This is a genomic window from Angustibacter aerolatus (assembly GCF_054776675.1).
The window spans coordinates 1-4,718 of record NZ_BAAHBM010000144.1 but is presented as its reverse complement, the minus strand read 5'-3'; the positions used below and the strand labels follow the sequence as shown (position 1 = coordinate 4,718).

General features: G+C 77.6%; 5 protein-coding genes. 2 read left to right on the top strand and 3 right to left on the bottom strand.

Going from position 1 to position 4,718, the window contains the following annotated elements; genetic code table 11:
- Positions 1-498: Fic family protein (locus tag ACYVI6_RS18055; RefSeq protein WP_460447691.1), on the top strand; the 498-nt coding region annotated here is incomplete at its 5' end.
- Here ACYVI6_RS18055 and ACYVI6_RS18050 read toward each other — a convergent pair.
- The 3 genes from ACYVI6_RS18050 to ACYVI6_RS18040 all read right to left on the bottom strand — a co-directional run bounded on the left by ACYVI6_RS18050 (position 485) and on the right by ACYVI6_RS18040 (position 3,203).
- Positions 485-1,189: a hypothetical protein gene (locus ACYVI6_RS18050; protein ID WP_460447690.1), complete on the bottom strand. Its 705-nt coding sequence runs from the start codon at positions 1,187-1,189 to the stop codon at positions 485-487. The two genes, ACYVI6_RS18055 and ACYVI6_RS18050, sit on opposite strands and share 14 nt — an antisense overlap.
- 46 nt (positions 1,190-1,235) lie before the next feature.
- The gene (locus ACYVI6_RS18045) at positions 1,236-2,090 is read right to left on the bottom strand and encodes an HAD family acid phosphatase (protein ID WP_460447689.1); all 855 of its coding nucleotides are present in this window, start codon (positions 2,088-2,090) and stop codon (positions 1,236-1,238) included.
- Positions 2,091-2,174: 84 nt separating this feature from the next.
- Positions 2,175-3,203 (bottom strand): hypothetical protein, encoded by a 1,029-nt coding sequence (locus ACYVI6_RS18040; protein ID WP_460447688.1) that lies wholly within the window; start codon positions 3,201-3,203, stop codon positions 2,175-2,177.
- A 578-nt stretch (positions 3,204-3,781) separates the two neighbouring features.
- Between ACYVI6_RS18040 and ssd the strand changes: the two genes are divergently transcribed.
- Positions 3,782-4,711, top strand: a complete 930-nt coding sequence (gene ssd, locus ACYVI6_RS18035) for a septum site-determining protein Ssd (RefSeq protein WP_460447687.1) — start codon at positions 3,782-3,784, stop codon at positions 4,709-4,711.
- The last annotated feature ends 7 nt before the right edge of the window (positions 4,712-4,718 follow it).

The following is a 4,718-nucleotide window of genomic DNA, read 5'->3' as shown; positions in this document are numbered from 1 at the left end:
CGGCTGCACACCGCGGCGGCCGCGGGCCTGGCGCCGGACGACGCGCTCGGCCGCCCCCGCGCCCGCGACGAGGCCCCGCGCGACCTGGGCGGACCGCAGCTCGCCGCTCCCGGCGGGGCCGAGCTGTCGTCGCGACTCGACGGCCTGGCCACCCTGCTGCGCGCCGACGGACCCGCCCTGGTGATCGCTGCGCTCGCGCACGCCGAGGTGCTGGCCCTGCGTCCCTTCGTCGCGGGCAACGGCGTGGTGGCCCGGGCGCTGCAGCGGGCGGTGGTCGTCGAGCGCGGCCTCGACCCCACCGGCGTGGCGGTGCCCGAGGTCGGTCTGCTCGCGGCCGGCCTGCCGGCCTACGCGGCGGCGCTGGGCGGGTACGTGCGCGGCACGCCGGAGGGGGTGGCGGGCTGGCTGGTGCACGTCGCCGACGCGGTCACCGCCGGCGCCGGCGAGGGCGTGCGGGTCGCCGACGCGGTGCAGGCGGGGCGGCTCAGCGGCGGGTGACGTAGCTCGTCGGCGTCGGCAGCGGCGAACGGGTCGACGACGGCTCGCGCGAGCAGAGCGTCACCGCCGCGAGCGCCCCCAGCCCGGTGGTGGCCAGCTCGACCTGGTGCACCGTGCCGTCCGCGGTGCGCACCGGCACGCTCGGCCACCGCGGCTGCTGCGAGGAGCAGTCGAGCAGGCCGGTGACCGCCACGAGGATGCTGCCGTTCGGCGCGATCCGGCTGGTGTTGCCGCCGGCCACGTCGACCCGCGGCCGACCCGGGCGCGGCCGGTCGCCGAACAGCGAGCCCACCACCGACACCGGCTGGTCGCCGTAGTTGATCAGCCGCACGCTCAGGCCGACCACCCGGCGTCCGCGGAAGGCGTAGTCGTTCATCGTGGTCACCTCGGCGACCACGGTGGCCTTCGCGCGCGCCGCCTCGCGCTGGGCGGACCGCTCGCGCGCGCCGCCGAGCGCCAGCCCCGCGACCAGCCCGACGACGAGCGCGGCCACCACCGCGCCGAGCAGCAGCGGCTTGCGGTGCCGGGCGATCAGCGCCGCGGGGCGCCGGCGCCACTCGGGTGCAGGTGCGGGCGGGTCGAGGTCGCGCGCCGTGGGCAGCTCGTCGAAGGAGAACGGCTCGACCGGCTCGTCGGGCTGGACGCCGGCGGACGGGGGCCGCCCGCCGACGTCCAGCACCTCGAAGCCCATGGCGCCAGTGTGGGCGCGTGCGGCGCCCGGCGCGACGGGGGCGCGATCAGGGCAGGAAGTAGTTCGGGTTCGGCAGCTTGAAGGTGCGGTCGGCGTACCCGCCCTTCAGATCGCTGTACTGGTCACCGAAGTTGGCGACCACGTCGTACCCGAGCGACTCCAGGTGCTTCCGCGTCGCCGACTTGTAGTGGATCGTCGTGCACTTTCCGCCCGGGTCGCCGGCGCAGGCGGCCTGCAGGTAGTCGGGGTAGTCGGCCACCGCGGGCTTGGTGAACAGGCCGTCCTCGCCGCCCTTCAGCGCGGTCGGCGCGGCGAACCCGGCGTCGACACCGACGCCGTCCGCCGTCAGGTTGCCGAGCGTCGCGGCCTCCTGCGTCGACGGGCGCCCGGTCAGGTAGACCACCGCGTACCCACGCTTCGCGGCGTACCGGCTGAGCTGCTGCATGCCCGGCACCGCGGGGAACAGCTGGCCGTCGACGTACTTCGCGTTCGACACCGGTTCGTAGGCCCAGTTGCTGGCGATCTCGTAGTTCCACGTCACCAGGGAGGTGTCGTCGACGTCGAGCACGATCGCCCGCTGCTTCGCGGTGTGCCGGCCGTGGCTGCGGGCGGCGAGGTACGCCGTGCCCTTCGCCGCGACCTTCGTGGCCTCCCGCACGTAGTTGCTGCGGGGCCCGACGACGCCGGTGCCCAGCGGGTCGCCGTAGTAGTTGCGCAGCTGCTGGCGCAGCACGTCGATGTTCGTGACGTCGCGCTCGGTGCGCGGCGTCGAGGTGTGGATGGCGGGCTGCTGGGTGGCGCCGACGGCGACCCCGCCGCCCACCAGGCCGAGCGAGAGCAGGCCGGCGCCGACGGCGACGGAGCGGCGGGTGAGCCGCCGGGACCAGGTGGGACGCGACACGGGGGCCTCCGGGCAGGGCGTGCAGGTGGGACGGACCGGCACAAGGTAGACCCTGCGGCGGGCCGGGCGGCAGCGCGTGCGCCGTCAGCAGTCGCGCTCGAGCGCCGCGCCGACCAGGGCGGTGAGGTCGACCCCCATCGACGAGCGCAGGCCGGTGCTGCCGGCGCGCGGGGCCGACTCGACGACCAGCACGAGCACCCCGCCGCCGCCCTGCAGCACGCTGTCGAGGTCGCGGGTGCAGGTGCCGCCCTTCACCGTCACCGCGAGCTGTCGGTCCTCGTGGGCGCCGACCCGCAGCGGCAGCGCCGGGCGGGTGCTGAACGACACCACCTCGCTCGACGCGAGCGTCTGCGGCGACGACGAGTCGAGGAACACCGTGACGGCCAGGTCGCTGGGGTTGCTGATCAGCAGCTGCGGGCGGTCGAGGCTGCCCCGCAGGTCGATCGTCGGCTCGCGCCCGGGCCGGTCCGCGCGGCACAGGTCCCTCGGCACCAGCCGCTCGGTCTGCCCGCGCCGCACCGCCGTCGGCCGCACCACGCCGTCCTGCGTGCGCAGCGGCAGCCGCAGCTGCAGCTCCTCCCGGTCGCTGCAGTCCAGCAGCGTGCGCACCGACATGGCGATCTGCTCACCGGGCTGCATCCGCGCCGTCCCGCCGAACGTCTCCACGACCGGGCGTCCTGCCTCGGGCCGGCTGCCGCGCGGCGACTCCACGACGTCCACCACCCGCGGCCCGGCGTTGAACGCCTGCACGACCACGTCGACCGACAGCCCCCCGACGGCCGGCGACAGCGTGTAGCTCTGACTGAGGGCGGTGACCGCGAGCGTCGAGCGCAGGCGGGCCTCCTGCTCGCTCCGGGCGTGCCGGTTCGCGAGCGCCGAGCCCACCGACGCGCCCAGCAGCAGGGCGACCAGCACCGCCGCGACCGACGTGCGGTGCGTGCGCAGCGCCGCCCACCAGCCGCGCGGGTCGACCTGCCGGGCCGGCGGGGGCGGCACCGGCGGGAGGTCCTGGAACGCGACGACGGGGACCTCGGGCGCACCGCCCGCGGCCGGCGTCGTCGCCGCTGCGCGCACCGGCGCGTGGCCGCCGGCGTCGAGGACCTCGTAGCCCACGGGGCCAGTGTGCCCCCGGCACGGAGACGGCGCCCCACCGTGCGGCGGGGCGCCGTCGTGCGCGGTCGTCGGGTACCAAGCGTGCAGCTGGTCGGCGGAGCGGGACGAGCCCGCGACGTCCGGTCCATCAGTGGACTGCCCGCGCGTGGGTTCCGAGAGGGCCGTGCCGGGTCGCCGGCTGGGCCGGCGGCTCCCCACCTGTGTACTCCGCCCGACCGGTGAGCGGAAGACGTCACGGCACCCGGTCGCCGGGTGAGCACGACACGCCGGTGTCGACACGCCGAGCGGCCCCGCGAGACGGCGACACGGTGAATTGCCATCGGGCCGTCGGCGGGTGGACACTCGACGGGCCGGCCCCTCGGGGCCTGGCCATGGCCGCTCCGTCTCATCCCCCCCGAGCCGGACCGGCTGGACGGCCCCCGTTGTCCCCCCGACGGGGGCCGTCACCTCTTCTCTCTGCTGTGGACCGCGGCCTGTGGACGACGACGGCCGTCCACAGCGGACGACGGGCACGCCGCGGGCTCGGCCTCGCACGGTGACGGTGGACGGGTCCCGCCCACCGAGCCCGGAGCCCGCCCGTGCCGCACCGCCGCACCCTCCCCTCCACCACCCCGCCCGCGGTCACCGCGCTGACCGACGACCCGTCGCTGCTCGACCAGCTCGACCGGCTGGCCGCCGCCGCCGGCGCCGCGCTGCACCGCCTGGGTGCCGCCGACCCCTGGCCCGGCAGCGGCCTGCTGCTGCTCGGGTCGGACGCCGCCCGCCGCGCCTCGCTGCGCGGGAGCCGCCGACGACCCGGGCTGCTCGTCGTCACCCTCGACCCGCCCGACCTGGCCCTGTGGGAGGCGACGTCCGCGCTCGGGGCCGAGCGGCTGCTGCACCTGCCCGCACACCACGTCGAGCTGGCCGAGCTGGTGGCCGACGCGGTCGAACCCGCCGGCCGGGCGCGGGTCGTGGGCGTGCTGGGCGGGTGCGGCGGGGCCGGCGCCTCGGTGCTGGCCGCCGCCCTCGCGACCACTGCCGCGGACGCCGGGCACCGGGTGCTGCTCGCCGACCTCGACCCGCTGGGCGGCGGGGCCGACGTGCTGGTCGGCGCCGACGACCTCACCGGGCTGCGCTGGGGCGACCTGGCCCGGGCTCGTGGCCGCCTGCCCGCCGCGAGCGTGCCCGACCTGCTGCCGCGGCTGGCGTCGCTGGCGGTGCTCGGCTACGAGCGCGGCGCACCGGTCGACCTGCCGCCGGCCGCGGTGGAGGCGGTGCTGCGCTCGGCGTCCCGCGGCCACGACCTCGTCGTCCTCGACCTGCCGCGGCACGACGACCTCGCGACCGCCCGGGCGCGCGCCCTCGTCGACGACCTGCTCGTCGTGGTGCCGGCCCGGGTGCGCGCGGTGGTCGCCACCGGCCAGCTGCTCACCGCCCTCGCGCTGACCGGCGCCCCGGGCGACGCGGCGACCCCTCGCCTCGTCGCCCGCCGCGCACCCCGCGACCCGCTGCCGGCCCGGGCCTAGGCCGACA

Coding starts and splice junctions, on each gene's coding strand:
- ACYVI6_RS18050 (WP_460447690.1), bottom strand. CDS start 1,189: ATGGGCTTCGAGGTGCTGGACGTCGGCGGGCGGCCCCCGTCCGCCGGC.